Annotated in this window: 26 protein-coding genes; 16 read left to right on the forward strand and 10 right to left on the reverse strand. The window is 51.5% G+C overall.

All coding sequences use genetic code 11. The annotated features are described in order from the left end of the window. Positions 1-15: 15 nt before the first annotated feature. Genes aroE through mpl form a run of 4 tightly spaced genes read right to left on the reverse strand, consistent with a single transcriptional unit; the run spans position 16 to position 4,783 of the window. A complete protein-coding gene (gene aroE / locus KU392_RS04025; RefSeq protein ID WP_169293596.1) occupies positions 16-864 on the reverse strand; it encodes a shikimate dehydrogenase in 849 nt (282 codons plus the stop codon). Beyond that, positions 861-2,783, reverse strand: a complete 1,923-nt coding sequence (locus KU392_RS04030) for a ribonuclease catalytic domain-containing protein (protein ID WP_169293597.1) — start codon at positions 2,781-2,783, stop codon at positions 861-863. Before KU392_RS04030 ends, aroE begins: the two co-directional genes overlap by 4 nt. A gap of 12 nt (positions 2,784-2,795) precedes the next feature. Beyond that, positions 2,796-3,377, reverse strand: coding sequence for a YqiA/YcfP family alpha/beta fold hydrolase (locus KU392_RS04035; protein ID WP_169293598.1), 582 nt, complete (start codon positions 3,375-3,377; stop codon positions 2,796-2,798). Positions 3,378-3,406: 29 nt separating this feature from the next. After that, positions 3,407-4,783 carry a UDP-N-acetylmuramate:L-alanyl-gamma-D-glutamyl-meso-diaminopimelate ligase gene (mpl, locus tag KU392_RS04040; RefSeq protein WP_217734626.1) on the reverse strand — a complete coding sequence of 459 codons (1,377 nt, stop codon included), beginning with the start codon at positions 4,781-4,783 and terminating at the stop codon, positions 3,407-3,409. A gap of 143 nt (positions 4,784-4,926) precedes the next feature. On the opposite strand from mpl, the gene KU392_RS04045 reads away from it, so the two are divergent. The 7 genes from KU392_RS04045 to KU392_RS04075 all read left to right on the forward strand — a co-directional run bounded on the left by KU392_RS04045 (position 4,927) and on the right by KU392_RS04075 (position 10,799). Continuing rightward, positions 4,927-5,460 (forward strand): TlpA family protein disulfide reductase, encoded by a 534-nt coding sequence (locus KU392_RS04045; protein WP_246587274.1) that lies wholly within the window; start codon positions 4,927-4,929, stop codon positions 5,458-5,460. 89 nt (positions 5,461-5,549) lie between these two features. Further along, positions 5,550-5,990 carry a type II 3-dehydroquinate dehydratase gene (aroQ, locus tag KU392_RS04050; RefSeq protein WP_169293600.1) on the forward strand — a complete coding sequence of 147 codons (441 nt, stop codon included), beginning with the start codon at positions 5,550-5,552 and terminating at the stop codon, positions 5,988-5,990. Between the two features lie 56 nt (positions 5,991-6,046). Further along, entirely contained in the window at positions 6,047-6,499 is a 453-nt protein-coding gene (gene accB, locus KU392_RS04055; RefSeq protein WP_169293601.1) for an acetyl-CoA carboxylase biotin carboxyl carrier protein, read from the forward strand. A gap of 1 nt (position 6,500) precedes the next feature. Next, positions 6,501-7,853, forward strand: coding sequence for an acetyl-CoA carboxylase biotin carboxylase subunit (gene accC / locus KU392_RS04060; protein WP_169293602.1), 1,353 nt, complete (start codon positions 6,501-6,503; stop codon positions 7,851-7,853). 66 nt (positions 7,854-7,919) lie between these two features. After that, the gene (prmA, locus tag KU392_RS04065; protein WP_169293664.1) at positions 7,920-8,837 is read left to right on the forward strand and encodes a 50S ribosomal protein L11 methyltransferase; all 918 of its coding nucleotides are present in this window, start codon (positions 7,920-7,922) and stop codon (positions 8,835-8,837) included. 18 nt (positions 8,838-8,855) lie between these two features. Continuing rightward, positions 8,856-9,842 (forward strand): zinc-ribbon and DUF3426 domain-containing protein, encoded by a 987-nt coding sequence (locus KU392_RS04070; RefSeq protein ID WP_169293603.1) that lies wholly within the window; start codon positions 8,856-8,858, stop codon positions 9,840-9,842. 12 nt (positions 9,843-9,854) lie between these two features. Further along, positions 9,855-10,799 (forward strand): carbohydrate kinase family protein, encoded by a 945-nt coding sequence (locus KU392_RS04075; RefSeq protein WP_169293604.1) that lies wholly within the window; start codon positions 9,855-9,857, stop codon positions 10,797-10,799. Positions 10,800-10,801: 2 nt separating this feature from the next. On the opposite strand, the gene KU392_RS04080 is transcribed toward KU392_RS04075, so the two are convergent. Next, entirely contained in the window at positions 10,802-11,353 is a 552-nt protein-coding gene (locus KU392_RS04080) for a YggT family protein (RefSeq protein WP_169293605.1), read from the reverse strand. Positions 11,354-11,459: 106 nt separating this feature from the next. Between KU392_RS04080 and KU392_RS14445 the strand changes: the two genes are divergently transcribed. Next, complete coding sequence (locus KU392_RS14445) at positions 11,460-12,221, forward strand: hypothetical protein (protein ID WP_217734627.1); 762 nt, start codon at positions 11,460-11,462, stop codon at positions 12,219-12,221. A 416-nt stretch (positions 12,222-12,637) separates the two neighbouring features. Here the strand turns inward: KU392_RS14445 and KU392_RS04090 are convergent, their stop codons facing one another. Both KU392_RS04090 and gltX read right to left on the reverse strand, forming a co-directional pair. After that, on the reverse strand, positions 12,638-12,949 hold the full coding sequence (locus tag KU392_RS04090; RefSeq protein WP_169293606.1) for a hypothetical protein: 312 nt from the start codon (positions 12,947-12,949) through the stop codon (positions 12,638-12,640). A gap of 39 nt (positions 12,950-12,988) precedes the next feature. Continuing rightward, positions 12,989-14,389, reverse strand: a complete 1,401-nt coding sequence (gene gltX, locus KU392_RS04095; protein ID WP_169293607.1) for a glutamate--tRNA ligase — start codon at positions 14,387-14,389, stop codon at positions 12,989-12,991. A 109-nt stretch (positions 14,390-14,498) separates the two neighbouring features. Here gltX and KU392_RS04100 point away from each other — a divergent pair, with 109 nt between their 5' ends. After that, complete coding sequence (locus KU392_RS04100) at positions 14,499-16,961, forward strand: bifunctional acetate--CoA ligase family protein/GNAT family N-acetyltransferase (protein ID WP_217734628.1); 2,463 nt, start codon at positions 14,499-14,501, stop codon at positions 16,959-16,961. Here KU392_RS04100 and KU392_RS04105 read toward each other — a convergent pair whose 3' ends face one another. Together KU392_RS04105 and yjgA are read right to left on the reverse strand one after the other, a co-directional pair. Then, positions 16,962-17,645 (reverse strand): alpha/beta hydrolase, encoded by a 684-nt coding sequence (locus KU392_RS04105; RefSeq protein ID WP_371808388.1) that lies wholly within the window; start codon positions 17,643-17,645, stop codon positions 16,962-16,964. A gap of 3 nt (positions 17,646-17,648) precedes the next feature. Beyond that, entirely contained in the window at positions 17,649-18,194 is a 546-nt protein-coding gene (gene yjgA / locus KU392_RS04110; protein WP_217734629.1) for a ribosome biogenesis factor YjgA, read from the reverse strand. Positions 18,195-18,287: 93 nt separating this feature from the next. On the opposite strand from yjgA, the gene pmbA reads away from it, so the two are divergent. The 7 genes from pmbA to erpA all read left to right on the forward strand — a co-directional run bounded on the left by pmbA (position 18,288) and on the right by erpA (position 24,407). After that, the gene (pmbA, locus tag KU392_RS04115; RefSeq protein ID WP_169293611.1) at positions 18,288-19,628 is read left to right on the forward strand and encodes a metalloprotease PmbA; all 1,341 of its coding nucleotides are present in this window, start codon (positions 18,288-18,290) and stop codon (positions 19,626-19,628) included. A 129-nt stretch (positions 19,629-19,757) separates the two neighbouring features. Beyond that, positions 19,758-20,861: a TRAP transporter substrate-binding protein gene (locus tag KU392_RS04120; protein ID WP_169293612.1), complete on the forward strand. Its 1,104-nt coding sequence runs from the start codon at positions 19,758-19,760 to the stop codon at positions 20,859-20,861. Positions 20,862-21,159: 298 nt separating this feature from the next. After that, on the forward strand, positions 21,160-21,588 hold the full coding sequence (rplM, locus tag KU392_RS04125; protein ID WP_169293613.1) for a 50S ribosomal protein L13: 429 nt from the start codon (positions 21,160-21,162) through the stop codon (positions 21,586-21,588). Positions 21,589-21,597: 9 nt separating this feature from the next. After that, positions 21,598-21,990: a 30S ribosomal protein S9 gene (rpsI, locus tag KU392_RS04130; RefSeq protein ID WP_169293614.1), complete on the forward strand. Its 393-nt coding sequence runs from the start codon at positions 21,598-21,600 to the stop codon at positions 21,988-21,990. 202 nt (positions 21,991-22,192) lie between these two features. Beyond that, complete coding sequence (argC, locus tag KU392_RS04135) at positions 22,193-23,248, forward strand: N-acetyl-gamma-glutamyl-phosphate reductase (RefSeq protein WP_169293615.1); 1,056 nt, start codon at positions 22,193-22,195, stop codon at positions 23,246-23,248. A gap of 14 nt (positions 23,249-23,262) precedes the next feature. Further along, entirely contained in the window at positions 23,263-23,955 is a 693-nt protein-coding gene (locus KU392_RS04140) for a copper transporter (protein ID WP_217734630.1), read from the forward strand. A gap of 83 nt (positions 23,956-24,038) precedes the next feature. Beyond that, on the forward strand, positions 24,039-24,407 hold the full coding sequence (erpA, locus tag KU392_RS04145) for an iron-sulfur cluster insertion protein ErpA (RefSeq protein WP_169293617.1): 369 nt from the start codon (positions 24,039-24,041) through the stop codon (positions 24,405-24,407). Between the two features lie 106 nt (positions 24,408-24,513). On the opposite strand, the gene nadB is transcribed toward erpA, so the two are convergent. Beyond that, positions 24,514-26,097 carry an L-aspartate oxidase gene (nadB, locus tag KU392_RS04150; RefSeq protein WP_217734631.1) on the reverse strand — a complete coding sequence of 528 codons (1,584 nt, stop codon included), beginning with the start codon at positions 26,095-26,097 and terminating at the stop codon, positions 24,514-24,516.

Below are 26,097 nucleotides of genomic sequence, written 5' to 3' on the forward strand. Positions count from 1 at the left end.
GGGGCAATGCAGTCATTAGCCCGAAATCAGTTGTTGACGCAGGGTTTCAAGAACGGGAACCGGATTGACACGGATATGGTTCCAGATAAAGAAGCTTTCCGCGCCCTGGTAAACCAGCATTCCCAGACCATCCGATGTGATTCCGGCGCCATCTTTGCGGGCCTGTTGCAGGAAGGGGGTGTTGTTGTCGGGTGTGTAAACCATGTCGTAGGCCAGGCTGTCTTGGGTGAACAGGCCTGCCGGCAGTGGCAGGGTATGGTGCTGCAAGCTGCTGGAGGTAGCGTTGATGACAATATCCCACTGGCCCTGGATGTGTTCAAAACCACCGGCCCTGAAGATGTTGGCGTATTGAGGCAGGTTGGTCTGGCATTGCCTGGCCAGTTCCGTGGCTTTGGCGGCGGTACGGTTGACCACCTGCAATTGCTGGCAACCGGATTCTAACAGTGGCAAAATAACGCCCCGGGCGGCACCACCGGCACCCAGCAGCAGGATTTTTTTACCTTCAAGGGCAATGCCCTGGCGCCGGATATCGTTGACCATGCCAATGCCGTCGGTATTGCAGCCGTGCAGTTGCCCTTCTTCCATCCAGAGCGTATTGACCGAACCGGCGGATTGGGCACGCCGGGACAGATTGCCCCTGGCCAGTTCATGGGCCCTGAGCTTGAAGGGGATGGTAATGTTCAGGCCTTTGCCGCCTTGTTCAAAAAAGGTGTGTACGGCAGACTCAAAGTCCTCAAGGGGAACCAGCATTTTTTCATAGTTGATGTCCAGGCCTGCCTGTTTGGCAAAGAGCGAATGCAGCAGGGGTGAGTAACTGTGCTGGATGGGGTTGCCCATGACGGCAAAATGCAAGGGAGTGTTCATGACGGGTTGGCCTCTGTTGCATGAGTGACGGGTTCTTCGGGTTCAATGTGTCTGATGTACTGGCAGTCCAGGGTTAGTTCAAGAAGGTTGTTGCCCATTAATTCGATTTCCACAATGCTGCCGCGTTCAAGTTCGGGCATGCCATTGATTTCGGTCACAAAGGGGGCGTTGTTGAAGCGGACCAGGTTATCGCGCAATACCGTGGCTTCAACGCGGGTAACTTGTTGCTGCTCAAACCAGCGCAGGCACCAGAAACGCTCAAGACGGTTTTGGAATTCTCCCCACAGGGTGTATTGCGATTCAAAGGCCCCGATAATGGCGAACAGGTCGGCGTCTTTGGGTTTGAAAGGCGCCACCAGACGGGCCGAGATGCCATGTTGTGCGGCGGCAATAATCTGGCTCTGGTTGATCAGGTCGACGTAGCGCCTTAAGGGTGAGGTGCACCATGCATAATGAGGAACGCCAATGGTTTCATGGGGAAGCGGATGGGTGGACATGCGGGTGCGACCGGCTTGCTGTGACCTGAAAATGCCGGGCAGGCCGTTACCATTCAGGAAACCGGCCCATTGGGTATTGGCCAGCAGCATGAACTCGGCCACAATCAGGTCGAGCGGTGCATCACGACGGCGGGGTGCCAGGTTGATAACTGAATGAGGGTCATCAGCCGGGCCATCCAGCACAAAGGTGTACTCCACCCTGGAGTTGTTTTCAGGTTTGCCGCGAATTACTTCCCGGGCCTTTTTCAGGTGCTGCCCCAGTTTCCAGAGTGGTCTGAACAGGAACGGATAGGGCATGGGCAGGCTTTCGTCTTCCAGGGACTCGACGGTAATCAGGTGGTCGATCAGGTTGGTGCGCAGGTTTTCCTGTACGCAAATCTGTTCAAGCCGGGTTTCTGATGACAGTATTTCTCCGGTCTCGATATCGGCCCGGATGTACAGGGATACGGCGGGCGTGGTTTTACCGGCAACCAGTGAAAAGGTGTTGATGACCGATTCCGGTTGCATCGGGATCTTGTCTCCGGGCATGTAAACGGTGGACATCCGCTCGCGGGCCAGTTTGTCCAGTTCCGAGTCGCGCTCAACGATCAGGGCGGGAGCCGCAATATGGATGCCAATGCGGTATATGCTGCCATTTTCCTGGTGTACCGAGAAAGCATCGTCAATCTCGGTGGTGAACAGATCGTCGACGGAATAGGGTTCAACATCGGCCAGTGGCAAATCGGGTACGGCAGGTAGCGTAATATCCTTGAATTGCGTGCCTTTGGGGAAGTTCAGGCCCAGGAATTTCTCACGATGGATGGCCAGCGGGTGTGGATAAACCCGGAGTCGGAGCAACAGCTGCTCGATGGTTTCTCCGGTTTCGTTCAGGGCCTGGTTAAAGGCTTTCCATTCAAGCGTGTTTTTGTCGGGTTTGGCCAGGAAGGTATGAATGACCGGTTTAAAAGCTTCCGGCACAATACCCTGCTTGATCTGTTCGATCCAGATGGCTTGTTGTTCGGCCTGTTTCTGTTTTTTTTCGAGAGCAGCCAGTGCCGCTTTCAGTATATCGGGTGGCGCCGGGCGGTATTGGCCCTTGCCTTTGCGATGAAAATAGACCGGGGCACCATGAAGGCGCAGCAACAGGGCGGTTTTTTCCAGGATGCCGGGTTCATGGCCGAAGTAGTCACGGGCCAGTTCTTCCACCTGGAATTCCTGTTGAGGAGCACATTCCCACAGAAACTCCAGATCAATGTCTTCAGCCAGTTTTCCAGCCTCTTCCAGCAGGGTGAGCGGGTTATGGTTGTCGAAGAAGAAAATCGTGTTGTTGCGTTTTATTTTGCTTCTTTTCCCGGACGCCGACTCCACCTGCAGGGAGGTGTCGGCTTCAGACAAGATTTTTTCGGCTTTAAATTGACCGTTGTCTTCAAAAACTACGTACATTGAGTTTTTTTCCTAATTGTTTAAGGCAAAGTCCAGGACTTGGGGAATATATTCTTCAAAATCTGAAAAACCGTGATCCCCACCGGGAATAATTAATTGTTTTGCGCCAGCGTAGCGATGTTGCATTTCTCGCCAGTCCAGCACCTCGTCAGTCATGCGGGCCAGCAGGAAAAATTTTTCCGGGTGCCTGATTGCCGGTACGAACAGTTCCGCCAGTTCCTTGATATGTTCCGCTTTCAGTTCGAACGGCTCATCGCTGTGAAAGCAGGTCATGGGGCCGAGTTGGGTGGACAGGTCACGCGCGGCATAAATGCACGGGTTGACAAGAACCGCTTTGCAGCCCATTTCATTGGCCAGCCAGGTTGCATAGTATCCGCCCAGGGACGAACCAATCACGGTTAGCTGGTGCACGTCCCGACCCTGGCAGAGCTGGTGGGCTGTGGCAAGGGCCAATTCTATGGCCTGTCTGGGCGAAACAGGCAGGTTGGGGCCAGCGAAAGCATGGCTCAGTCCACGGTTGGCCATGGCCTGTTGCATTAGCTGTGACTTGGCCGACAGGGACGAAGACCGAAAACCATGTAAATACAGAATCATATGAAAAATAATAAAGGGCCGCTAAAAAATCAAGTGAATTTTTGTTTCAGGGCGGCAATCAGTTTATCGTGAAATCCGCCAAAACCACCATTGCTCATGATAAGAATATGGTCGCCTGGCCGAGCCTGCTGAAGGACGGCTGTGGTTAGCGCTTCAAGGTTGTCATGGGTGCCAACGCGATCTTGCTGGCCGGCAAAAACGGTTTTTGGATCCCAGCCCAGCGCATGCTTGCCTTCTTTGGCACCAAAACAGAATACCCGATCGGCCTGTTCCAGGGCTTGTGGCAGGCGCGCTGCCATGGTGCCCAGTTTCATGGTGTTGGAGCGTGGTTCGAGCACGGCCAGGATGCGTTGCGGGCCAACCTGGTTGCGCAGGCCTGCCAGGGTAGTGGCAATCGCTGTGGGGTGATGGGCAAAATCGTCGTACACGTGAATATCATTCACGCTTGCCCGCAACTCCATGCGCCGCCGGATGCCCTGAAAACAGTTTAATGCCTGGGCAGATTGTTCTGCGCTGATGCCAACATGATGGGCGGCGGCAATCGCGGCCAGGGCATTGTTCATATTATGAACACCATTGTGCTGCCAGTTGATGTGCGCCACAACCCGGTTTTGGTAAAGCACGTCAAAACGGGTGCCGGCGGCATCGTGGTTGGCGTATTGCCATTGGGCACCAGGACCAAAGGTGTCGGTGCCCGACCAGCAGCCCCGTGCCAGTACGCGTTGCAGGGCTTCGTCCCGGGATGGATAAATAATACAGCCCGAACCCGGCACCGTGCGAACCAGGTGATGAAACTGGGTTTCGATAGCGGCCAGGTCGGGGAAAATATCGGCGTGATCAAATTCCAGGTTGTTCAGGACCGCGGTGCGAGAGTGATAATGCACGAATTTTGAGCGCTTGTCGAAGAACGCGGTGTCATATTCATCGGCTTCAATCACAAAATATTTGTTTTCCGGATTGAACCGGGCGGATACCTGCAGGTCATGGGCAATGCCGCCAATCAGGAAATTGGGCTGCAGGCCCGCGTGTTCAAGAATCCAGGCCAGCATGGAGCTGGTGGTGGTTTTGCCATGGGTGCCAGCCACAGAAAGAACGTGTTGTGACTGAAGGACATGGTCGCCCAGCCACTGGGGGCCTGATATATATGGCTTGCCCTGGTCTAAAATGGCTTCCATTAATGGATTGCCACGGCTAATCACGTTACCGATGATGAACAGATCGGGATTCAGTTCGGTCTGGCTGGCATCGAACCCTTCGATCAGCTCAATACCCTGTTCCTGCAATTGGGTGCTCATGGGGGGATAAACCCCGGCGTCGCAACCGGTTACTTTGTGTCCGGCCGAACGGGCAATCAGGGCAAGACCGCCCATGAAGGTCCCGCAAATACCTAGAATATGAATATGCATAAAAATCTCCTGTGGGTATTTTAAGTGTTTTCTGCTGCCAAGCTTGTTGAAAAAACGTTGAAAAGATTAAAAGGTGATGTGGCTCATGGAGCCAAGTGGTGATTTGTGTTAAAAACAGTCATTGTTTTAAAAGCGGGATTTTAATGAAACGTAGAAATATGCTTAAAATGGCAGGTGGGCTCCTGCTGTTGTTGTCGGGCGCCCGGGCCTGGGCACTGAAGGCCGGCAGCTCTTCTGACATTACTGATGTATCCCAGGAAGCCCTGGATAAACTGTTTGATCTTTCTGTCCCTGATATGTCGGGGCAGTCACATACCGTGCGGGAGTACACCAATAAACCGCTGGTGCTGAATTTCTGGGCCACCTGGTGTCCACCCTGTGTCAAGGAAATGCCTGACCTCGAAGCCCTGCACCAGACTTATCCCAATGTTAATTTTGTCGGGTTTGCCGCAGATACCGAACGCAATATGCTTAAATTCGAAGAAAAGGTTAAGGTGACCTATCCCCTGCTGGTGGCGGGCATGGGCAGCATCAGCCTAATGAAAAATCTGGGTAATAAAACGGGTGGTTTGCCGTTTACCCTGATCTTCGATGCAGGTGGTAAACTTAGCCATAAAATCCTTGGCCAGGTTGAAAAAGATGAGCTTGAACAAATACTTAAAACGCTTTCAAGCTGATTTTGAATATGCAAGAATATGATAATTTAATAGACAAAAACGTGAATTTGACGTTAAATACGAGTTTATTTGTTTGTATAATGTGCTAAATGACTCGAAATTTGCTCATCATTAACGGGCCCAACCTTAATTTGCTAGGCACACGCGAGCCTGAAATTTATGGCAGTCACACCCTGGGTGACATCAACCGTGAACTTGCGGAAACAGCTGCTGGCCTGGACGTCTGCTGTGAGTTTTATCAAAGCAACCATGAAGGCGCTCTTGTTGATCGCATTCAGCAGGCCATGGGAAATATCGATTTCATTATTATCAATGCCGGTGCCTATACCCATACCAGTGTAGCCATTCGCGACGCTTTGGCCGGAGTCAATATTCCGTTCATCGAAGTGCATATTTCAAATGTGCACCAGCGCGAAGCATTCCGTCACCACTCTTATCTGTCAGACAAGGCTGTCGCAGTCATTTGTGGGTTGGGGGCTTACGGGTACACGGCAGCCATGTATTATGCGGCAAAACATTATTTTAAATGACGTTTGCATTACCCTTGCAGACTGAATTAACTAAACACCTCCAACCGGAAAATGTTATGGATCTTAGAAAACTAAAAACCCTTATCGACCTTGTTGCCGAGTCAGGAATCGCTGAATTGGAAATCACAGAAGGCGAAGGTAAAGTTCGCATTGTCAAATTCTCACAAGTGCAGCCTGTTGCACCCGTTGCCGCTCCCGAGCCAACCGTAGCTGTCGCACCAGCGCCAGCCACACCAGCCGCAGCCCCTGCTGCCAGTGCTGAACCGGTGGTAACCGGTCATGTTGTCAAGGCTCCCATGGTAGGCACATTCTACCGTGCCCCCAACCCCAACGCACCTGCTTTTGTTGAAGTGGGCACCAGCGTGAAAGAGGGTGACTCATTGTGCATTATCGAAGCAATGAAACTGCTTAACGAAATTGAAGCGGACAAAACCGGGGTGATCAAGGAAATCCTGGTTGAAAACGGTGAACCTGTTGAATTTGGTCAACCTCTCTTCGTGATTGCCTGATATGTTTGAAAAAATTCTTATTGCGAATCGTGGTGAAATTGCACTGCGAATCCAGCGGGCATGCCGGGAACTGGGGATAAAAACCGTTGTCGTGCACTCTGAAGCTGATCGCGATGCGAAATACGTGCGACTGGCCGATGAGTCAGTCTGCATTGGTCCCGCGTCACCCCAGCAAAGTTATCTGCACATGCCGGCCATTATTTCGGCTGCCGAAGTGACCGATGCCGAAGCCATTCACCCCGGTTACGGTTTTCTGGCTGAGAACGCCGATTTTGCCCAGCGCGTCGAGCGTAGCGGTTTTGTTTTCATTGGCCCCCGTCCTGAAACCATTCGGATGATGGGTGATAAAGTCAGTGCCAAAAAAGCCATGATTGAAGCGGGTGTGCCTGTCGTGCCCGGCTCGGAAGGTGCTTTGCCTGACGATAACGAATACGTGTTGAAAACGGCCCGTGAAATTGGCTATCCGGTTATTATCAAGGCTGCCGGTGGTGGTGGCGGACGCGGCATGCGGGTGGTGCACACCGAAGCCGCCCTGTTAACCGCCGTGCAAATGACCAAGGCCGAGGCCCAGGCTGCTTTCAATAATCCTGAAGTCTATATGGAAAAGTACCTCGAGAATCCACGACACATCGAGATTCAGGTATTGGCGGATGGTTTCAAGGAAGCGATTTGGCTGGGTGAGCGTGACTGCTCCATGCAGCGTCGACATCAGAAAGTGATCGAGGAAGCCCCCGCACCGGGTATTCCACGCAAGCTGATTGAAAAAATCGGTGAGCGCTGTGCCGATGCCTGCCGTCGTATTTCATATCGGGGAGCAGGTACATTCGAGTTTCTTTATGAAAACGGTGAATTCTATTTCATCGAAATGAATACCCGAATTCAGGTTGAGCATACCGTAACGGAATGCATTACCGGCGTTGATCTGGTTCAACAGCAAATTTTCATTGCTGCCGGAGAGCCCTTCAAACTGAAACAAAAAGACATCCAGTTCAGGGGCCATGCGCTTGAATGCCGGATTAACGCCGAAGATCCTTATACGTTTATGCCATGCCCCGGTCTTATCACCAGCTGGCATACACCCGGTGGTCCTGGCGTAAGGCTCGATTCTCACGTGTTTAGCGGTTACAAAGTACCTCCCAACTATGACTCCATGATTGCCAAATTAATTACCTATGGCGATACACGGGAGCAGGCCATTGCCCGCATGAAAATTGCGTTGTCGGAAATGGCGGTGGAAGGTATTCAAACCAATATCCCATTGCATCGTGATCTCATGAGCGATACGAATTTTGCCGATGGTGGAACCAGTATTCATTATCTGGAAGAAAGACTTAGCGAACGTGGTAAATCATAAACTGATGCTGGTTTGAAAAAATAGGCCGAGATTTATTCTCGGCTTAATTCATAATAAGGAAAAATGATGCGTGAGCTGGTGCTGATGTGTGCTGAAAACGACGCTGAGCAGCTGTCGGATCTGTTGCTTGAAGAGGGTGTTTTATCGGTGTCGGTTGAAGACGCCGATCGGGATACCGATGTGGAACAACCCTTGTTTGGTGAGCCGGGTACCGAGCCCGACGTGCAGGCCTGGAAGCATAACCGGGTTGTGGCACTGTTGCCTGATGATATTGAGCCTGAAGTCCTTCTGGCGCAATTGCAGACGCAAACCGGGATTGATTACGCCAGCCAGAGCCAATTGCGTGAAGTGGCCGATGAAGACTGGGTAAGGCTGACACAATCGCAGTTTGATCCTATCCAGATCGCAGGCCGCATCTGGATTGTTCCCAGCTGGCACAAGGATAACCCCATCGTGCCACCGGAAGCACCCGAAAACAGTCAGAAAAACATTCTGGTGGAACTTGATCCAGGACTGGCATTTGGAACCGGCAGTCATCCCACCACTCGCCTTTGTACCGAGTGGCTTGAGGCCTGCCTGCCGGCCAACACGCAGGTGCTTGATTACGGCTGCGGCTCGGGGATTTTGGCCATTGTGGCAAAAAAACTGGGGGCGGCACGGGTAGTGGGTGTCGATATTGACGAACAGGCGGTTCAGTCGGCCCGTTATAATGCGCAGGCCAATGAGGTGGATATAAACGTTTGCCTGCCCGATGGCCTGGCAGCTGGTACCTTTGATGTGGTCGTGGCCAATATCCTGTCAAATCCACTCAAGGTTCTGGCACCCATGCTGGCCGGTCGGGTTGCCCCTGGCGGTCATCTGGTGCTGTCTGGCGTGCTGGAAAGGCAGGCTGAAGAGGTGGCCATGGCCTATGAACCCTGGATCAAAATGAGCGTTTGGCGCAGCCATGAAGGTTGGGTTTGCCTGCATGGCCAGCGGGCATGAAAACAAGGAATTATTCCGATGAAAACCCGTTGCACGAAATGTGAGACCATTTTCAACATTACTGAAGACCAGCTTGCCCTGCGGGATGGTCTGGTTCGTTGCGGTATCTGCAAGAATGTTTTCAATGGCCGGGAGGCCCTGTTGCCTGAAGAGGTTGATGACTTTCCGGTGCTGGAGCATGAACAGGCGGTATGGCCTGAAGCGCCTGTCATGGCGGGGCAGGAAACCGGTCATGTTTATCCTGATGATTCTGATAATGATCATGATGACATCAAGGCGGATCCGGATGAAATGCCCGATGAACACCGCTTGCAGGATGAGCCCGATTTTCACGTGGGGCATGATGCCGGCATTTATGACGAACAGCCGAAAGAGCCCGTTTTAGGTCGGCAGTCCTGGCAGGAGGACGATCCCATTATTGTTCATCATGAGCCGTCTGTGACTTATGATGATGAACCCTTGCGGATGGGTGCCGATGATACGGACAGCTATCCGGCTTCGGATTATGAACGACGCAATACCAGTTTGTTCTGGATTCTTGGCATTTTCCTGGGACTGCTGCTATTGATTGGGCAAAGTCTGGTGGTATATCGAAATCAGCTGGTCAATGTGGTGCCTTCCCTGCGTCCCACTTTGTTGCAGATTTGTCAGGTTGTTGGGTGTGAGTTGGGTTCCGATAAAAACCTGGCCAGCCTGCAACTTAAAAACTGGGTGCTCAAGCCTGATCTGGCGGCCAAGCCCCAGGAGGGTGTAACGGCTTTGCGGCTTCAGTTCATCCTGCGCAATAATGATGCCCGTGCCCAGGTATGGCCTTTGCTGGTTATCAATTTGAAAAACCAGCAGGGTCTTATTGAAATTACCAAAATTCTTGAGCCTCGGGAATATGTGCAACCCAACTTGCTGGAACAGAAGTTTCAGCCAGGAACCGAGGTTTTCATCAATGTGCCGCTTGCCGTCTTTAATGTGGCTGTATCCGGTTTCGAACTTAGTTTAGTTTATCCATAAGGTTTAATTGTCATGAGTAATGATGTACTGGTATGCGGTTCAGTTGCGTTTGATACCATTACCCTGTTTGAGGGGCACTTCAAGGATCACATTCTTGCTGAGCACATAAAGTCATTAAGCGTTTCTTTTTTTGTGCCTACCATGCGTAAAGAGTATGGGGGATGTGCAGGAAATATCGCTTATAACCTGCGCATGCTGGGTGGCAATCCGGTGCCGGTGGCAACGGTTGGCAAAGATGCCCGGGAATATTTGCAGCGCATGCGTGACATGGGCATTGATACGCGGGCCATCCGGGTGTTGCCTGATGCCTTCACACCCCAATGCCATATTACAACCGACCTGGATGGCAACCAGATTGCCGCTTTTCACCCCGGTGCCATGATGCAGTCGGCTGAAAACGATATCAGCCGGGAAAAGGCCGTATGGGCGATTGTGGCGCCGGATTCAAAAGATGGTATGTTTACCCATGCCGAGAACCTGAACAAGGCTGGAATCCCCTTCATTTTTGACTTGGGCCAGGCCATGCCCTTATTCGACAAGGCCGATCTTGAGCGTATGCTGGGTCTGGCCAATGTGCTGACCGTCAATGACTATGAGGCATCGGTGATTGAGCAGCGTCTGGAAAAAAGCATGGCGCAAATTGCCGGGCACCTTGAAGCGGTGGTGGTTACCCGTGGCGCGGAAGGTTCAGACCTGTACCATGATGGCCAACAAATCTCGATTGAGGCGGTGAAGGCAGAAGCGGTTACCGATCCTACCGGCTGTGGGGATTCGCATCGTGCCGGGCTGCTGTACGGCCTGTCGCTGGGCTGGGGATGGGAAGATTGCTGTCGTTTGGGCAGTTTGATGGGGGCCATCAAGATCGCCTCGCAAGGCCCCCAGAATCACTTTTTAAGCCGGGAAGAGATTTCTTCCCGTCTTATGAGTGCATTTGGCACGGCATTGCCTGCCCTGTAATGTTAGCCAAGCATCAGGTGCTGTAAAACAATTTGCAGCACCTGTGTAATCAGGATCAGCACCAGCGGAGAAAAATCAAAAGCGCCGGTGCTGGGCAGAAAACGGCGAATCGGGTTCAGCATTGGGTCTAGCAAGACCCTTAGTACGGGCATCAGAGGAGAAGCAGGACTGATCCATGAGAGGATGGCCTGCAAAATACACAGCCATAACACCAAAGTTAACGCCCATTTGACGGTCATGAACAGTCCGACCAATGGCAGGGTTGCCAGCGAAGTCTGGATGATTACATTGGCTGGTGTGAGCGAGAAAACAAGAAAAACGTGCAGCGTTGAACAAGCCCATGCCAGTAGCAGGCTGGTCCAGTCTATTTTGTTGCTGGTTGGGATTATTTTGCGAACAGGTTGAACCAGCCAGTCGGTTGCTTTATAAATAACCATGACATAGGGATTGAAAGGATGGAGTCTGGTCCAGAACATCCATGCCCTGACCAATAGGGCAGATACAAACAGGGAAAAAAAGGTGCCGAGTAGAAAACTAAGTATTGAATTGATCATATAAAAGAAAACCGAAAAAAAGCCGTCTAAGTGTTTAATTTAGACGGCTTTTATAATTACTTCAACCGATTATGGTCGATTCCCGGTTGGGAATGGCCAGGATGAGTTGCTGTTGCTGCCTGTTTTGGCTACCGCATCAGCCGTTTTTTTGCTGGCTGCGGTTTTTTTCACGGCTGCTTTCTTGGCGGCAGGTGCTTTTTTGGCGACGGCTATCTTGGTGCCAGTTTTTGTCGCTGTTTTTGTACTTGCCTTGGCTGCAACGGTGGTTTCTGTGCTTGGCACTTCAGAGGCAACGGCTTTTTTGGCTGTTGCGGTTGTTTTCTTGGCGGGTGCTGCCTTAGTGGCGGCTGCTTTTTTGGCAGGAGCGGCGGCTTTAGTGGCAGTTGTTGCTTTTTTGGCAGGAGCGGCGGCTTTAGTGGCAGTTGTTGCTTTTTTGGCAGGAGCGGCGGCTTTAGTGGCAGTTGCCGCTTTTTTGGCCGGAGCCGCTTTTGTGGCAGCTACTGCTTTTTTGACTGCTGGCGTTTTAGTGGCTGGTGCCGCTTTTTTGGCGACGGCTGTTTTTTTCACGGCAGCGGTTTTGCTGGTGGTGGTTTTCTTGGCAGCTACTGTTTTTGTGGCGGCTGCTTTTTTTGCAGGAGCGGCTGTTTTGCTAACGGATTTTGCGACGGTTTTTTTAGCAGCGACTTTCTTCACAACTGTTTTTGTTACGGCAGGGGTCTCAGCTGCAACGGTTTTCTTGACGGCAGTAGCTTTTTTAGCCACTGTTTTGGTTGCAGCTTTTTTAGCTGCAGGTTTTTTGATTGCTTTTTTGGCTGCTGTTGCCATGGCAATACTCCTTGGGAAAGGGTCCGGATATGAAAAAAATTAAATACATCTGTACAGATATAATTTCAAGGTCAAAGTATAAATCCGGCAACGGATAACTCTACTTCCTTTGTATCACCATTTGATATGTTCCCCGCTTTCAGTGCGAAACATTGCAAATGGTTATAAAGGCCAATTATTTTATTTGCCTTTATAACCGCAAGGGTAACTCATTACGCCATGAAACGCACGCAATACTTTTGAAATAAAGCACAATAAAAACAAGATAATTGTTATCAATATTAAGAGCTTAGCCATCAATTAGGCTATAAAAAACCATTTTTAAATCCTGGAAAATAAAATTTTTATGTCTGAGTTGGTGCGGGAACGATTGCCTGGGTTTGTTTTGATCAGGCAAATCAAGGCCGAAGGAGCCGTTTTTTTTGGGTTGACAGATTTTTCGTGTATTACACTTTTTTTTCAAAAGTATTGAAAATAAAGGCTTGTAGCGTGACGGGATATTTTTCTTGCGCTTTTTTCACTGTGCAAAGATGCGATGAGCAGGCAGTAAATGTCATCAGCCTGACGAGCTGTTGTAACGTTTTTTGATGTTGCTGACGCTGACGGGTTTACTGTGTTTTTCTGAAGTAAAAAAACGGGGTTGCTTTGCTTGAAGCATAAAAAAACCATTGGCGAAAAACCAACAAAACCGTTTGGCGTTTTTTTATGGCATGCATAAAAAAACGCCTTGCCCAACGCCATGAACAGCGGTGTGCTGATGGCGTAAGGCAATGCGTTGTTTGTAGCGTGCCTGGATGCTCTTAAGGAGCGCTAGATGGCGTTTTGCAGGCGTTCAAGAACGGTTGTTTTGCCAATAATGGCCAGAACGGCACCAATGGAAGGTGTTTGTTTCTGGCCGGTGACGGCAAGGCGCAAGGGAATGCCCAGCATGGGCATTTTGATGCCATGCTCGCTGAGGGTTTCCTTGATCAGGGCATCAAGGGCTTCACTGGTCCAGGTGTTCAGCTTGCTGGCGTTTTCGGCAAAGCCGGCCAGAATCCGTTTGGCATCATCGGTCAGGAACTGGGTTTGCAGTTCTTCAGTCGCGGGCTGGAACGGAGCGCAGAACAGCATGGCGTTTTCAGCCAATTGCTCCAGGGTTTCGGCACGGTCCTTGAACAGATTGAGAACAGCAACCATGTCCAGGCCCTCGGTGTTGCCACCGCGTGAGTGAATGCGGGGTAAAACGTGCTCCAGCAACGCTTCGTCGCTTAATGCCTTGATGTAATGGGCATTGACCCAGTTGAGTTTTTTGGGGTCCCATTGGGCAGCCGATTTGGACAGGTTGCGGGTGTCAAACCATTCAACCAGCTGTTCACGCGAGAAGATTTCATCATCGCCGTGGCTCCAGCCCAGGCGAGCCAGGTAGTTAACCATGGCTTCGGGCAGGTAACCCTGTTTTTCGTATTCCATGATGCTGACAGCGCCATGGCGTTTTGACAGTTTTTGCCCGTCTGGACCCAGGATCATGGGCACGTGTCCGTACTCGGGAATGGGTGCACCCAGGGCCTTCAGGATGTTGATCTGGCGTGGTGTGTTGTTGATGTGGTCATCACCGCGAATAACATGGCTGATACGCATGTCCCAGTCATCAACCACCACGCAGAAATTGTAGGTGGGGGTGCCATCGGGACGGGCAATGATCAGGTCATCAAGCTCGGCGTTTTCAATGGTGATGGTGCCTTTGAGCATGTCATTCCAGGAAACGGCGCCTTCAGTGGGATTCTTGAAACGGACAACCGGTTTGCGACCCTCAGGAATGGCGGGCAGTGTTTTACCGGGTTCAGGGCGCCAGGTGCCATCGTATTTGGGCTTCAGACCCTTGGCCTTGGCGCTTTCACGCATTTGTTCAACTTCTTCCGGTGTGCTGTAGCAGTAATAAGCCGAGCCCTCGGCCAGCATTTGGGCAATCACTTCCTTGTGACGTTCGGCGCGTTGCATTTGGTAGAAAGGGCCTTCATCCGCTTCCAGCGACAGCCATTTCATGCCGTCAAGAATGGCCTGTACCGCTTCGGGGGTGGAGCGTTCCAGGTCGGTATCTTCAATACGCAATACAAAAGTGCCTTGGTGATGGCGTGCAAACGCCCATGAGAAAAGGGCCGTGCGTGCACCACCCAAATGGAGATAGCCGGTTGGGGAAGGGGCAAAACGGGTTCTAACAGAAGAAGTCATGGATAGTTAAAACAGTTAAGTGATTAAAAGAAGAGGCAAGACAGTTTACAATGAGTTGGCAGGCTTCAGAAAAATTTCATTTTAACTTAATATTTTTGTGAGTGAATATATGCAGCGTCATCGCCTGGCTTCCATCTTCGAGCCAAGATCGTTAATCGTGATTTCAGATGTCTCCTTGCCGGTTTGCGAATCGGTGCCGGCTTACCTGGTGCGCAACACTACGCTCATGTCGTTTGACTCATCCGAATCCTTTTTGAAACTGACAGCCAAAGAAGCCATTGAAAGTGAAGAGAGAAAAGACCTGGCGGTGTTGTGCGTGCAACCTGACAGGCTGGAAATGGTTTTGTCGTTTCTTGAACGCAAGCCGCCCCGGGCCATGATCCTGCTGCCTACCCAAACCATTGATGATGATCCTCTTGAAATACGCCGGTTCGTGCTGGGCTGGGCCAGGCAGCATAAGTGCCTGCTGTTGGGGCCGCGTGCGTTTGGTATCCAGCGTCCTCACCTGAACCTGAATCTTAGCAAGCACCCCATTTTGTCCAATCAGGGCAGGGTGGCGGTGGTGTCACAGTCAAGGCTGCTGCTCATGTCCATTATGGACTGGGCCAATGATGTGGATCTTGGCCTGTCGGCAGCCATTTCAATGGGAGAGGTGATTGATGTTGACCTGCCTGAAATTATTGAGTACCTGGCTACCGATAACCGCACCGACAGTATTGCCTTGTACATGGATAAGCTCGGTTCCGGGCGGGAGCTGGTTAGTGCCATTCGCATGGCCTCCAGTGTCAAGCCGGTTCTGGTCTTGCGGGCCGGCAAGGCGAGTCCCGAACTGAAGGGGGATGATGCCGTATTTGAGGCGGCCATCCGGCGTGCCGGGGCGGTCCGGGTTGATTATTTTGTCGAGCTTTTTGCCGCCCTGAAGGCGCTGTCCTATGCCCGGCGTCCCAAGGGTGGACGGATTGTGGTGTTTGGCAATAGCCGAGGCTCAACGTCCCTGACGTTTGATGCGATGGGCTCCAGCAGTGCCTTGTCCAAGGCATCGCTATCCGGCAACAGTTTGCGTGACTTGAGACGTATTCTGGGCCCTGGTGCGATAGTGGGCAATCCTGCGATCAGTTATGCCCCCCTAACCGGAGAGCAGCTTATCGAGAGTCTGAAGGTGATGGTGGACGATGCCGGCGTTGATGCCATCTTGGTCATGCTGGCCCCCGATGAGTTGATGGACATGCAGAAGGTGGTTGAGCAATTGGCGGCTTATGCCCGCAAGGCGCCCAAACCGATTGTGACCAGCATTCTGGGGGAGGCCACCATGCGACCGTTTCGCAGGCTGCTTAACCGGGCGGGCATGCCGGCGTTCAGGACCCCTGAAACAGCGCTGGGGGCCATGATGTCGCTCTGTGATTACTTCTATAACCAGCAACTGTTGCACCAGCTCAGGATCCCTCAGCCTGATTCCCGGCCTTCCGATATTCCGGCTGCCCGTACCCTGCTTGATACCGCCCTTAAGGAAAAACGCAGTACCCTGGAGCCGTCCGAAGCCATGCGCCTGCTGGACTGTTTTAATGTGGGGGTTTCCTGGGAGGAAGACGGGCAGGACGAACAGTTTTCTGTTGAAGACGGGGTGCCGGCCGTCATGATACTGGTTCAGAACGACCCTATCTTTGGACCCTGGATCCGTTTTGGCGAAGGGGGTCACAAAGTGGTGTTTTCATCCCGTGACAAAGGGCTTGACCTGCCGCCCCTGAACGCTTATCTGGCCGGTCAGCTGATCAAGCGCAGCCGGGTCTGGCGTCAGGAACTGGAAACCTATGTAGAACCGCACATCTTCGTCAAGTTGCAGCGTATTCTGGAGTCGGTGGCTGATCTGGTCAGCGAATTTCCCTGCATCCAGACGCTTGAAATCAACCCGATTATTCTGGGTTACCGTGAAGTCCATGCCAGAGATGTCAGGATTGTGCTTGATGAGCAAGCGGGTGTGTCACCACGTGAGTCCGGTTACGACCATATGGCGATCTTCCCGTATCCGCACTACCTGATTGAAAACCGACGTTTTGATGATGATACGCCCTGGGTGCTGCGACCCATTCGTCCTGAAGATGCCGAGGCGCTGCAGAGTTTTATCAGGGGCCTGTCCGAGAAGTCGCGCTACATGCGTTTTGTTTCCATGATGCGTGAATTGACGCCTAAAATGCTCAGCCGGTATACCTATGTGGATTATCACCGGGAGCTGGCACTGGTGGCCACCATCCAGGTGCCCAACGAAGCCAATCGCGGGTTACCACGGGAAGAGATTATTGGTCTGGCGCATTACTTGCGTAATGCCGATGGCGTGGGTGCTGAATATGCCTTGGTGATTGGTGATGGATGGCAAAAGCGTGGTTTGGGCAGAACCCTGATGAGCAAGCTGATAGAGGCGGCCCGTAAACAGGAACTGGCTTACATAGAAGGGGTGGTGCTGGCCAGTAACAAACCCATGTTGCATTTAATGACCAGTCTGGGTTTGCAAAATGACCCGGATGAAGAAGACCCTTCAATGCGAAGGGTCTGGATGCCGTTGAACCAGGCGGATTAATCAGGCCAGGTTTTGCTGGATGAAATCTGAAATGTCGCGGATTTCTTCCAGGCAAACCGAATGCTGCATGGGGTAAGTGTGCCATTGCACGTTGCGGTAGCCCAGTTCTTCCAGTTTGGCCTTGCTGTTAAGTGCGCGTTCGGGAACCACTACCGGGTCCTGGGTGCCGTGCGCCATGAAAATGGGGATATCAATATTTGCCTGGCTGCGTTCGGCTTCGGTTTTGGCTGCCAGAGGCAGAAAACCCGACAGGCAGATAAGACCTGCCAGTTTTTTGGGATGACGCAAGCCGGTTAACAGGGCAATGGCGCAGCCCTGCGAGAAGCCGGCCAGGAAAATGTTTTCAGTCGGAATGCCGCGTTCGTTTTCACGGGCAATCAGGGCTTCGATGGCCTGCTGTGTTTCGCGCAAACCGGCTTCGTCTTCGGGGCCGTTGATGCGGTCAAGGGAAATAATATCAAACCAGGCAGGCATGGCGATGCCATTGTTCAGGGTAACCGGACGTACCGGTGCATTGGGGAAAACGAAACGGATGCCTGACGGTTTGGGTAGTCTCAGTTCGGGAACAACGGGTACGAAATCGTTGGCATCGGCACCCAGGCCGTGCATCCAGATAATTGAGTGCGTGATGTGGTTGCCCGTATTGATTTCAACACAATCGAGCAGTGCTTGATCTGACATAATAAACTATTCCCCGGTTGATAAAATAGACTTGAGTGCCTGGAACAGGGCACGATAATGTTTTTTTTGCGGCTCCTGGGTTTCGGACAGGGCTGCGTTGGCGCTCTGTTCTTTGCGGGCAGCGCGAATCAGTGCCCTGAGGTGCTGAATATCCACCTGGGGATATTCGGAAAGAAGTATGGTTAACTCTTCATCGCTGGCAATCAGGCGATCGCGCAGGGTTTCCAGCCGGTGCATATGTGCGGTAATTTCTTTTGAGCCATTTTCCCAGACATCCAGCTGTTGGCGAATGGCCTCGATGTCGGCTGTGCGCATGAGTTTTCCGACATAATGGATCTGACGGCGTTTGCCTTCCCGACCGTTAATTTTCTGGGCCGTTTTAATGGCATCCAGCAGTTTGTCATCAAGGGGTAGCTGCTTTACTTTGTCATAGGGCAACTCAATCACTTGCTTGCCCAGATCCAGAATGGCATGCAGCTCTCTTTTGATTTGGGATTTGCTGGGTCGGTCGTAAAAATCGTTATCGTCCTGATCTGTTTGGTCGCTATGCATAAATAAAATCGAAAAATGGTTGATATTTGGATATCATAACCGTGTATGCGATTACAGTCATAATGAACAGAACAACCACTTATATTTTTATCTATGAATCCTAATAGTCAGTCTAATTTTGAAGAGCTGGTTCAGCTGGCGCTGAAACATGCCGGCAAGCTCGGTGCAAGCAGTGCCGCAGCCGAGGTCTCCGAGTCCAGCGGGCTTGCTGTCTCCGTTCGCAAGGGCAGTGTCGAAACGGTTGAACAAACCAATGACCGCTCCCTGGGGGTGACTGTTTACGCAGGGCAAAGCAGGGGTTCAGCTTCCACCTCGGACTTGTCAGCCAAAGCGATTGCCGAAACCGTCGAGGCCGCTTGGAATATTGCCAAATATACAGCGGCCGATCCTGCGGCCGGTTTGCCTGAGCTCGAATTGCTGGCCACCTATTTACCTGATCTGGCCTTGCATAAAAGTTGGGATATCTCTGCCGATGAGGCGGTCAGGCTGGCAATAGAGGCCGAGCAGGGCGCCTTGGGCTATAGCAAGGAAATCACCAATTCTGAAGGCGCCTCCATTGATATCAGTGAAGGGCGCTTTGTGTTTGCCAATTCGTTGGGGTTCATGGGCGGTTATCCGTATTCGCGCCATGGTATTTCGGTGGCAGCCATTGCCGGCAAGGGCGATCACATGCAAAGGGATTATTGGTATACCTCCAATCGTTACCCCGAAAGGCTGGCCAAGGGACATGATGTGGGTGTGTATGCGGCCCAGCGTGCCTTGTCCCGTTTGTCGGCCCGCAGGATTCCCACCGGAAAATATCCGGTTCTGTTTGAGGCACCCCTGGCTCTGGGGCTGATTGGTGCGCTAACCCAGGCCATCAGTGGTGGTGCGCTTTATCGCAAGTCCAGCTTCCTGCTTGACTCTCTGGGCAAGCCGGTGATGGCGGACCATATTCAAATTCATGAAGATCCTTATATTCCGGGTGCCATGGGCAGCTCCGCCTTTGATGACGAAGGCGTGCAAACCCAGACGCGTGATTTGGTGCAGGACGGCATTTTGCAGGGCTATTTGCTGTCAAGCTACACGGCCCGTAAACTGGGGATGCAAAGCACCGGTAATGCGGGTGGTTCGCATAATTTGCTGTTAAGCTCCACACTCACCGAAGCCAGTGACGATCTTGATGCCATGCTGAGAAAAATGGGTACTGGCCTGCTGGTGACCGAGTTGATCGGGCAGGGTGTCAATTATGTTACCGGCGACTACTCCCGTGGTGCGTTTGGTTACTGGGTGGAAAACGGGCAAATCCAGCATGCGGTTCAGGAAATCACGATTGCGGGCAACCTGAAAGATATGTTTATGCAAATGGTGGCGGTAGGTAACGATGTCATTACGCGCGGTGCCAAAACATCGGGTTCCATCCTGATTGAAAGCATGGCGGTGGCAGGCAGTTAGGTGTCAGGCAGGCCTGGGGCTGCTTTAGGGAAAACCACTAATTCGGGTTATCACATAAAGCAAGGGCGCCAGAAGGCTGTTTATCGTATAAAATTTTTAGAGTTTGAAATAAATTTGGAGAATAAGCATATGCAACGTCGTTCGTTTCTAAAAAAAGCCGGTATGGGTATGGTGGCCGGTACGGCAGCGGTTGGTGCCCCGGCATTGGCGCAGGAAAATCCAAGCATCAAATGGCGCATGGCTTCCAGTTTTCCACGCAGCCTTCCCGCCTTGTTCGGTACCTCTGAAAAATTCGTCAAGTATGTCAACGAAGCTTCTGATGGCAAATTCGTGATTGACGTGTTCCCGGCCGGTGAAATCGTGCCTGCCCTGCAGGTGATGGATGCGGTGTCCAACGGTACCGTTCAGGCTGGTCATACCTGCGGTTACTATTATTTTGGTAAAAACCCCGCCTACTGTTTCGATACAGCGGTTCCTTTTGGTCTGACCGCCCGTCAGATGATGGCCTGGATTCTTGAAGGCAACGGTAAAGCGTTGCTGCGCGAACTGTTTGAGCCCATCAATATTGTCAACTTCCCTCTGGGTAATACCGGTGTACAAATGGGTGGCTGGTATCGCAAGGAAATCAACTCACTGGCAGACCTGAAAGGCCTGAAAATGCGTACTTCCGGTTTTGCCGGAGAGGTGCTGGCACGATTGGGCGTGATTCCCCAGCAAATCGCCGGTGGCGATATTTACCCCTCGCTTGAGAAGGGTACGCTTGACGCGGTTGAGTTTGTCGGTCCTTTTGATGATGAAAAACTGGGCTTTAACAAAGTGGCCAAATACTACTACTACCCCGGATTCTGGGAAGGTGGTCCACAGGTTTCCGCTTATATGAACAAAGGTGAGTTCGAGAAACTGCCCAAAAACTACCAGGCGATTGTTGAGGCGGCATGTATGTATGCTACGGCCAATATGACGGCGGTTTATGATGCCCATAATGCGGGTGCGCTGCGCAGATTGATCGCTGGTGGTGCCGTACTGAAAGAGTTCCCCAAAGAAGTGCTGGACGCCGGTTACAAGGCTTCTGTAGAACTGTATAAAGAGTTCTCTGACAAAGACCCGATGTTCAAGAAAATCCATGATGACTACATGGCTTTCCGTGACGATCTGGCACCCTGGTTCAACCTGGTTGAGGGTTCGTATACCCGCTATCTGGCCTATGCGATTTCACAAGGCCGTAAAGCTTAATCAGGTCTAAGACAGTCCCACCCGTACAAAATACAACAAAAAGCAAGGATTGTACGGGTGGTTTTTCTCTGATTTGCGTTCTATTTTATTGTTTTTATTGAAAAAATAAAAACAAGGTGTTAACATAACCGGCTAACCCAGAACTGTACGGCTGAAAAGTAAGATTTTACTTGTTTACAATAACAGCCTGGCAGCGTCCGGCTTTATGTTTTTTTAACAGGCATAAAAAAATCGGAAATTGGGCGTAACGGGCACGGCACAAGCCGGCTCTATTAATTTTTATTTAGGAATAACTATCATGAAGACCTTTGTGGCAAAGCCGCATGAAGTCAAACGTGACTGGTTTGTTATCGATGCAAAAGGCAAGGTCCTTGGTCGTGTAGCCAGCGAAGTTGCACGCCGTTTGCGCGGTAAACATAAACCCGAGTTCACCCCTCACGTTGACACCGGCGATTATATTGTAATTATCAATGCTGCCGATATCGTTGTTACCGGTAACAAGACTGAAGACAAAAAATACTTCCGTCACTCCGGTTACCCTGGCGGTATTTACGAAACGAACTTTAAAAAGCTGCAAGAGCGCTTTCCAGGCCGTGCACTTGAAAAAGCCGTTAAAGGTATGCTGCCCAAAGGTCCACTGGGCTACGCCATGATTAAAAAACTCAAGGTGTATGCTGGTGCCGAACATCCTCATACTGCCCAGCAGCCTAAACAGCTGGATTTCTAAGGATAAATCATGATCGGTAATTGGAATTATGGAACAGGCCGCCGCAAAACTTCAGTGGCTCGTGTTTTCTTGAAAAAAGGTACAGGCGCCATCGTTGTTAACGGTAAACCTGTTGATGAATATTTTGCCCGTGAAACAGGCCGCATGGTTGTTCGTCAGCCTTTGGTCCTCACAGAGCTCACCGAAGCCTTTGACTTCCACGTCAATGTGCACGGTGGTGGCGAAAGCGGCCAGGCTGGCGCAATCCGTCATGGTATTACCCGCGCGCTTATTGACTATGATGAAACATTGAAATCATCATTGTCCAAAGCTGGTTATGTAACCCGTGATGCACGTGAAGTCGAGCGTAAAAAAGTCGGTTTCCACAAAGCCCGTCGTCGCAAACAGTTCAGCAAACGCTAATCTGTTTTCGAGCCAGAAAAGACCGCATTTGCGGTCTTTTTTGTTTTTGGCCTGTTAAAGGCGCTTTGAAACATAGTGAAGCAAAACCAGTGCCTGATTTTCAGGTAAGTTGAACCAAAACGCGTGTAAAAACTCTCATAATGTGGTGCAATAGTCGTTTATAAAAACGTTTACATCCATTTCATTAACAAAGGATTTAACAATGGCATCTTCTTCGGCCCAGATCAAGGTTGGCATCGTTGGCGGCACCGGCTATACCGGTGTGGAATTGCTGCGCCTGTTATCAGCGCACCCCAATGCAAAGCTTCATGCAATTACCTCTCGTAAAGAAGAAGGCATGCCGGTTGCGGATATGTTTCCCAACTTGCGCGGGCATGTTGATCTGGCTTTTTCCGCTCCCGAAAATGCGGCACTGACTGAATGTGATGTGGTTTTCTTTGCGACACCTCATGGCGTTGCCATGGGGCAGGCCCGTGCCCTGATAGAGGCCGGTGTCAAAGTGATCGACCTGGCGGCCGATTTTCGTTTGCAGGACACGGCGGTTTTTGAAAAATGGTACAAAATGCCGCATGCCTGTCCGGATGTCTTGAAAGACAGTGTTTATGGTTTGGTTGAACTGAATCGGGAAAAGGTGGCCGGCGCGCAGGTGATTGGCAACCCGGGTTGTTATCCCACCACTGTTATTCTGGGACTTACCCCCTTGTTGGAAAAGGGTCTGATCAAGCTGGACAATATCATTGCCGATTGTAAATCGGGTGTGTCTGGTGCTGGCCGTAAAACCGAAGTGGGCAGCCTGTTCTCCGAAGCCAGTGACAACTTCAAGGCATACGGAGTTTCCGGCCATCGTCATCATCCTGAAATAGTCGAGCAATTGGGCAAAATTGCCGGTCAGCCGGTGGGCCTTACCTTTGTGCCGCATCTGGTACCCATGATCCGGGGAATGCTGTCCACCATTTATGTCAAAATCAAACCCGAGGCCCTGGAAACCGATTTTCAGGCCCTGTACGAGCAGCGTTACCAGAATGAGGCATTTGTTGATGTGATGCCTGTCGGCAGCCTGCCGGAAACCCGCTCGGTCCGGGCATCCAATCAGCTGCGTATTGCCTTGCACCGTCCCGGGCATGGCGATACCCTGATTGTTGTCGTGGTTCAGGACAATCTGGTGAAAGGGGCTGCCGGTCAGGCAGTGCAAAACATGAATGTGTTATTTGGTTTGGCTGAACAAACTGGCCTGGATCAAGTGGCTATTTTGCCTTAAAGGGCCGGTTAACAATGGCAGCACGTATTTTTCTTTTGGCCGTCGGTATAGCGGTGGGAGCAACGGGTAGTTATTACGTTACCCAAAACGTCGTGCAGCGTAAAATGCTGGGCGTGGAAAATGAACAGCTCACTTTGCTTTCGGAAAAAGTAAAGCAGGGTGAGTTGGAAATCCAGGCATTGCAAGGGAAGCTGGATGCTGCCAATGCGCAAATGGTGATTGATAAAAGCACGATTGTTGAATTCAATCGCCAGGTCGCGAAGCTGCAGGATGAAATCGTGAGAAGCACCGAGGAATTGTTGCGTTATGAGCAGCTGATTCCCTCCAAAAGCAATATGCATGTGACCGTTCGGGAGTTCGATGCGGTCAAGGAAGGCGCCCGGATTCGCTATAAGGTATTACTGACGCGCACCCAGAAGCAACCTGCCGTTTTCAGTGGTCGTTTGCATTTTGAGGCCAAGGGCAAGATGAATGGCAAGGCCACCACCGTGGTGCTTAAGCCCGACTCTGCAGTCCAGAATGCAGACAATAACAAGTCGTCAACAAAAAATGCCAGTAATGGTGGCCAGAACTTGAAGTTCAGCAAAATTGAACTGGCACAGGGCCTGCTGGTGATTCCTGACGGCTTTATACCTGAAAACATAACCCTGAAGGTGGTGGAAGGTAAAAATACACGTGTGACGCGAACGCTAAAGCTCAAGTCTTAGCGTGTTGTTATGTTAAAATAATCAAGTTATAGGCGTATCTGCCTGTTTTATTAAGGTGACTGTATCTCACCAGGAGTAAGTATATGAGTAGCGTTTTAGAGTCAGTAGACTTGCAGGCTCCTCCAGTGCCATTGGTTTTTACCGATGCGGCTGCAGCTAAAGTCAAGGATTTGTTAATCGATGAAGGTAATCCCGACCTTAAACTGCGCGTGTTCGTGCAGGGTGGTGGCTGTTCAGGATTCCAGTATGGCTTCACGTTTGATGAGGTCGTTAACGATGATGACACCACTATCGATAAAGATGGCGTTCAGTTGTTGGTAGACCCCATGAGTTTCCAGTACCTGGTTGGCGCTGAAATTGATTACAAAGAAGATATTGAAGGTTCACAGTTTGTGATTCGTAATCCGAATGCCCAAACAACTTGTGGTTGTGGTTCTTCTTTTTCGGTGTAATACTGTTAAACAGCAAGTGTCGTTCGCGTTCGTGAAGGCATGACACTAAATAAACCAGAGCAGGCCCGTGTATTGAATAAAATGCACGGGCCTGTTTTTTTGTGTCTCAGGATAACAGCGGTGCCAGTATGGTAGGCGCAGCGGTATTAGCCATGTCAGGGTAGTCGGTCGTGTAATGCAGGCCCCGGCTTTCCTTGCGGGCCAGGCCGCATTGCAGCATCAGGCTGGCAACGTCCAGCATGTTTCCCAGCTCGATATCATCCAGGCGGGGGGCTTGTGGGCCAGCGCCTGTGTGAAACTGTGTTTTCCATGCGCCCAGCTGCTGCAGGGCTGCCTGCATGCCGGCATGATTGCGCACAATGCCAAAATAGTGCCGCATCAGTTGCCTCAGGTTGTTGACGTCAAGAGGGCTGCCTTGTGCCGGCTGTTTGACATTGTCTGTCACTGTCTTAATGCAAAGGGTGTTGTCATAAGCGGCAGGGGTTTCCCAGGGCAGCTTGGCGGCAATGTTGCGGGCAATATTTCGGCCCGTCACGATGCATTCCAGCAAGGAATTGCTGGCCAACCGGTTGGCACCGTGCAGGCCGGTGTAAGCGCTTTCACCGGCACAGTAAAGCCCTTTCAGGTCTGTTTGTCCTGAGTGGTTAATAACGACACCACCACAGGTATAGTGGGCGGCGGGTGCAACCGGGATGGGGGTGGTGCAAATGTCCAGTCCATGGGACAGGCAGGTTGCATGAATCGTGGGAAAGTGATGCAAAATTTCATCCCTTGGCTTATGCGAGATGTCCAGCAGGACATGCTGGCTGCCATTTTTTTTCATTTCAGTTTCAATGGCCCGGGCCACAATATCGCGCGGTGCCAGTTCAGCACGTGCGTCATAGTCGGGCATGAAGCGACTGCCGTCTGGCCGCAGTAAAATACCGCCTTCTCCTCTGACCGCCTCGGAAATCAAAAAGGTGGGAGCATTGGGTAAGGCCAGCGCGGTTGGGTGAAACTGGATGAACTCCATGTTGGCAACCCGGCAGCCTGCCCGCCAGGCCATGGCAATCCCATCACCGGTAGCTATGGCCGGGTTGGTGGTATGGGTAAAAAGCTGTCCGGTGCCACCGGTGGCCAGTACGGTATTGGGGGCCAGAAAGGTTTCGATTTCACAGGACTGCCGGTTGAGAGCCTTGACACCCAGGCATTGGGCAGGCTGTTCCTCATCAAGCAACAAGTCAATCGAGGCCCGTTGCTCAAATACCTGGATGTTGGGATGCAGACCCAAGAGGGATTGCAGGGTATGCGTGATGACATGCCCTGTTTGGTCCGATGCATGGGCAATCCGACGCCAAGAATGGCCGCCTTCAAGGGTCAAGTGCAGTTGCTGATCGTTCTCGTTGCGCGTAAAGCTGACCTGGTGCGCCAGCAGCCATTTCAGGGCATCGGGCGAGTGCTCAACAATGTGAGCCACCGCTTCTTTTTCGCACAGCCCGGCTCCGGCAATCAGCGTGTCGTTAATGTGTCGTTCGAAGGAGTCCTGGCTGTCCCAGACGGCGGCAATGCCGCCTTGTGCCTTGTCGCTGGCGGTGTTGATAAGCGCGTCTTTGCACAGTATGGCAATGCGCTGGTTGTCCGGCAATGACAGGGCTACCGATAATCCGGCCAGGCCACTGCCAATAATAATGGTGTCAAACTGACGCATCAT

This window comes from Advenella alkanexedens, assembly GCF_019132845.1.
Lineage (GTDB): Bacteria > Pseudomonadota > Gammaproteobacteria > Burkholderiales > Burkholderiaceae_B > Advenella > Advenella alkanexedens.

Coding starts and splice junctions, on each gene's coding strand:
- aroE (WP_169293596.1), bottom strand. CDS start 864: ATGAACACTCCCTTGCATTTTGCCGTCATGGGCAACCCCATCCAGCAC.
- KU392_RS04030 (WP_169293597.1), bottom strand. CDS start 2,783: ATGTACGTAGTTTTTGAAGACAACGGTCAATTTAAAGCCGAAAAAATC.
- KU392_RS04035 (WP_169293598.1), bottom strand. CDS start 3,377: ATGATTCTGTATTTACATGGTTTTCGGTCTTCGTCCCTGTCGGCCAAG.
- mpl (WP_217734626.1), bottom strand. CDS start 4,783: ATGCATATTCATATTCTAGGTATTTGCGGGACCTTCATGGGCGGTCTT.
- KU392_RS04045 (WP_246587274.1), top strand. CDS start 4,927: ATGAAACGTAGAAATATGCTTAAAATGGCAGGTGGGCTCCTGCTGTTG.
- aroQ (WP_169293600.1), top strand. CDS start 5,550: ATGACTCGAAATTTGCTCATCATTAACGGGCCCAACCTTAATTTGCTA.
- accB (WP_169293601.1), top strand. CDS start 6,047: ATGGATCTTAGAAAACTAAAAACCCTTATCGACCTTGTTGCCGAGTCA.
- accC (WP_169293602.1), top strand. CDS start 6,501: ATGTTTGAAAAAATTCTTATTGCGAATCGTGGTGAAATTGCACTGCGA.
- prmA (WP_169293664.1), top strand. CDS start 7,920: ATGCGTGAGCTGGTGCTGATGTGTGCTGAAAACGACGCTGAGCAGCTG.
- KU392_RS04070 (WP_169293603.1), top strand. CDS start 8,856: ATGAAAACCCGTTGCACGAAATGTGAGACCATTTTCAACATTACTGAA.
- KU392_RS04075 (WP_169293604.1), top strand. CDS start 9,855: ATGAGTAATGATGTACTGGTATGCGGTTCAGTTGCGTTTGATACCATT.
- KU392_RS04080 (WP_169293605.1), bottom strand. CDS start 11,353: ATGATCAATTCAATACTTAGTTTTCTACTCGGCACCTTTTTTTCCCTG.
- gltX (WP_169293607.1), bottom strand. CDS start 14,389: ATGACTTCTTCTGTTAGAACCCGTTTTGCCCCTTCCCCAACCGGCTAT.
- KU392_RS04100 (WP_217734628.1), top strand. CDS start 14,499: ATGCAGCGTCATCGCCTGGCTTCCATCTTCGAGCCAAGATCGTTAATC.
- yjgA (WP_217734629.1), bottom strand. CDS start 18,194: ATGCATAGCGACCAAACAGATCAGGACGATAACGATTTTTACGACCGA.
- pmbA (WP_169293611.1), top strand. CDS start 18,288: ATGAATCCTAATAGTCAGTCTAATTTTGAAGAGCTGGTTCAGCTGGCG.
- KU392_RS04120 (WP_169293612.1), top strand. CDS start 19,758: ATGCAACGTCGTTCGTTTCTAAAAAAAGCCGGTATGGGTATGGTGGCC.
- rplM (WP_169293613.1), top strand. CDS start 21,160: ATGAAGACCTTTGTGGCAAAGCCGCATGAAGTCAAACGTGACTGGTTT.
- rpsI (WP_169293614.1), top strand. CDS start 21,598: ATGATCGGTAATTGGAATTATGGAACAGGCCGCCGCAAAACTTCAGTG.
- argC (WP_169293615.1), top strand. CDS start 22,193: ATGGCATCTTCTTCGGCCCAGATCAAGGTTGGCATCGTTGGCGGCACC.
- KU392_RS04140 (WP_217734630.1), top strand. CDS start 23,263: ATGGCAGCACGTATTTTTCTTTTGGCCGTCGGTATAGCGGTGGGAGCA.
- erpA (WP_169293617.1), top strand. CDS start 24,039: ATGAGTAGCGTTTTAGAGTCAGTAGACTTGCAGGCTCCTCCAGTGCCA.
- nadB (WP_217734631.1), bottom strand. CDS start 26,097: ATGATGCGTCAGTTTGACACCATTATTATTGGCAGTGGCCTGGCCGGA.